The organism is Moorena sp. SIO4G3, assembly GCF_010692305.1.
GTDB classification, from domain to species: Bacteria; Cyanobacteriota; Cyanobacteriia; order Cyanobacteriales; family Coleofasciculaceae; genus Moorena; species Moorena producens_A.
The window spans coordinates 1-1,899 of the sequence record NZ_JAAHIG010000694.1; the positions used below are offsets into that span (position 1 = coordinate 1).

The 1,899-nt window shown below is 41.6% G+C and carries 3 protein-coding genes and 1 pseudogene; all 4 read right to left on the reverse strand.

Annotation, left to right across the window (positions count from 1 at the left end; translation table 11 throughout):
• Positions 1–256: pseudogene (locus tag F6J99_RS44650) on the reverse strand (hypothetical protein); the annotation flags it as partial.
• Positions 257–374: 118 nt separating this feature from the next.
• Positions 375–503: a hypothetical protein gene (locus F6J99_RS44655; RefSeq protein WP_293123774.1), complete on the reverse strand. Its 129-nt coding sequence runs from the start codon at positions 501–503 to the stop codon at positions 375–377.
• A gap of 152 nt (positions 504–655) precedes the next feature.
• Entirely contained in the window at positions 656–1,279 is a 624-nt protein-coding gene (locus F6J99_RS44660) for a Crp/Fnr family transcriptional regulator (protein WP_293123777.1), read from the reverse strand.
• Between the two features lie 142 nt (positions 1,280–1,421).
• The coding region (locus F6J99_RS44665) for a sterol desaturase family protein (RefSeq protein WP_293123780.1) at positions 1,422–1,899 on the reverse strand (478 nt) is incomplete at its 5' end.

Below are 1,899 nucleotides of genomic sequence, written 5' to 3' on the forward strand. Positions count from 1 at the left end.
CCCCAACCAAGACCGCAGCCAACCGCTCTTCCGATCTATAACTAATTAACTTAGAAATAAACTCTCTTTTATTTGGATCATTAACTAGCTTATTAAGGAGTTTATAATTCAGGATTTTTTTGAAATCTTGAATTATAAATTTAGTAATTATAAATAAAAAGATTAATTGAAGTATAGTGATAAGAGAGACAGGCATCTCTCCCAGTTTGAAGAGGGGTTCTTTTAAGAATTTTGGAACTAATTGATCAAGAGGCATAAATAACTGCTTTTCAGCTATGAATCTATATTTATACCACTTAATCTTAGTATTATTTTAGGATTCAGATCTCAGAGTTGCTATTTACCACTTTTCCATCTGGCAACTCCTAGACCAGTTAAATTCCTTGCAAGACCCAGGATAAAGCGCTTTGAGCAACACAACTATTGTCTTGATGCAGTCGCTCATGGGGGAAACCCCCAAGACCGTAATGGTGCTTTTTCCGTTGGCGAATTAAATTCGCCACGGGTCGCACCTCTGCATCGCTTTTTTTTTAGTCAGGCACAAGTAACAAACCTGACAACAAACCTGACAACAAAGCCTAAAAAGCCCTTGCCACACTTACGCAACCACTAATCAGTAAGCAAATCAGTACTCAGTAATAGCTTCAAGTTAGCTTCAGAGATTACTACATACTATACCATGTTTGACAATGATGTGACGGTCTCTGTCAAATGTAATCATACCACGGTTATGGAGTTCTCCTAGAGTTTTAGTCACTGTGACCCGAGAGGTGCCGATGGCATTGGCTAAATTCTGATGGGTCATGCGCACACTCAAGCGAGTTCCCTCAGCAACTGGCTCCCCCATTTCCTGTTTCAACAAGAATAATAACTGCTGCAAGCGGTCTTCAACTCGGCGCAGTCCAGCGATCGCTAAAAGTGCTTCTGTCTGTTGTATCCTGTGACCTAGTTGATTGAATAGGGTGTGAGATAGATGAGGGGACGCTTCCAATTCAATCATCGAAAACCATTGAAGATGCACTTCGGATAAAGCTTGAGCCTGATAGGTATCTAGAGCAGCCAACCCAATCCGGAAAGAGGTATCCGGCAATGCCCAACCTAGTAGCACTTCCTCTCCATCAAGGTTTATTTTACTCAGTTGAACAATACCTTGACAGACTTGCCAGATCCCAGGTGCAACCAAAGGAATGATTTCCCCCTTTGAATACCAACGCAGCCGCTGTCGCTGTTTTTGTCCGTCTTGGGATATTCCGTGAAAGGCCTTTTGGGTTAGAGGCATTTTTTATAAGTTCTGTCGCTTCTAAAGCTCTATTAAACGCTCTTGATAATGGGTAGGCAAAATAGTTTTGGTTTACCGTTGACTGTTTACCGTCCAGGGTTGACTTTAACATTTACTTAGTAAACAGTCAACAGCCAGCATCCTAACTTGATTTCTGCCTACTTAGCTTATATTTCTTCTTAACTGACATCAAAAACCTATACCAGGCTTGTGCTGGTTGGTCGTAAAATGTGAAGATATCCCCATAAGCAACTGTGGCATCCTGATGGTGAAGCCAATGCTTTTCTGGAGTAGTAATGCACAAGAAGTTGCAAAGGCGCTCTAGGGTCTGGGGAGTTTTCCACTCCATCACAGAAACATGCCTCCAGATCACATGAAACTCACCCAACACCAGTCCCAAGATAGTTCCTAGAGGAGAAATTTGCCAGAACCAAGGCACAAACATCAAATAAGGAAAGGCACCTGCGAAACCATCAAGGATTACCAGGGGGTTCTTAGTTAATACAGCATAGTGAATAAAGCTACGATTCTTACTATGGTGTACTATGGCATGGAATTTACCAAAAATGTGCTCAGGGACATGGTAAACAAAAGTAGAAAGTAAATCCCCAAGTAGTAGC

Excerpts from the sequence above, each read along its gene's own strand:
- F6J99_RS44660 (WP_293123777.1), bottom strand. The coding sequence starts at position 1,279 with ATGCCTCTAACCCAAAAGGCCTTTCACGGAATATCCCAAGACGGACAA.